The organism is Prochlorococcus marinus (assembly GCF_001180245.1).
In the GTDB taxonomy this organism is placed as follows: Bacteria; Cyanobacteriota; Cyanobacteriia; order PCC-6307; family Cyanobiaceae; genus Prochlorococcus_A; species Prochlorococcus_A marinus_F.
In genome coordinates this window covers 1-384 of sequence record NZ_CVSV01000039.1, presented here as the reverse complement: position 1 = coordinate 384, position 384 = coordinate 1, and the positions used below count along the sequence as shown (strand labels likewise).

Sequence of the window (384 nt, the reverse complement as noted above, 5' to 3'; positions counted from 1 at the left end):
CTTTTGAAAGATAAGGTACATGCTGTTAACATTACCGATGGAAGCAGAGCTGTAATGAGAATGTGCAGCTTGGCAATGTCCAAACTATTACTGGAAAATGAGATAGAACCAGTAATGCAAATTTCTTGCAGAGATCGTAATAAAATTGCTTTACAATCAGACATCCTGGGAGCAAATGCTTTGGGAATTAGAAACATCTTATGCATTACCGGTGATTCAGTAAAAGCTGGGGATCAACAAGATGCAAAGGCCGTACATGAGTTTGAGTCTGTTAGATTGCTTCAACAAATTCAGGCTTTCAATAAAGGAATTGATCCAACTCTAGGAGAACTTTCCGATAACAATACATTTATTTTTGCAGGTGCTGCAGCTGATCCAAATTGT

The 384-nt window shown here is 38.0% G+C and carries 1 protein-coding gene; it reads left to right on the top strand.

Annotated features, from left to right (window positions below):
• A partial coding sequence (locus tag AMO19_RS01250; RefSeq protein WP_179850469.1) for a methylenetetrahydrofolate reductase occupies positions 1 to 384 on the top strand: 384 nt, incomplete at both ends.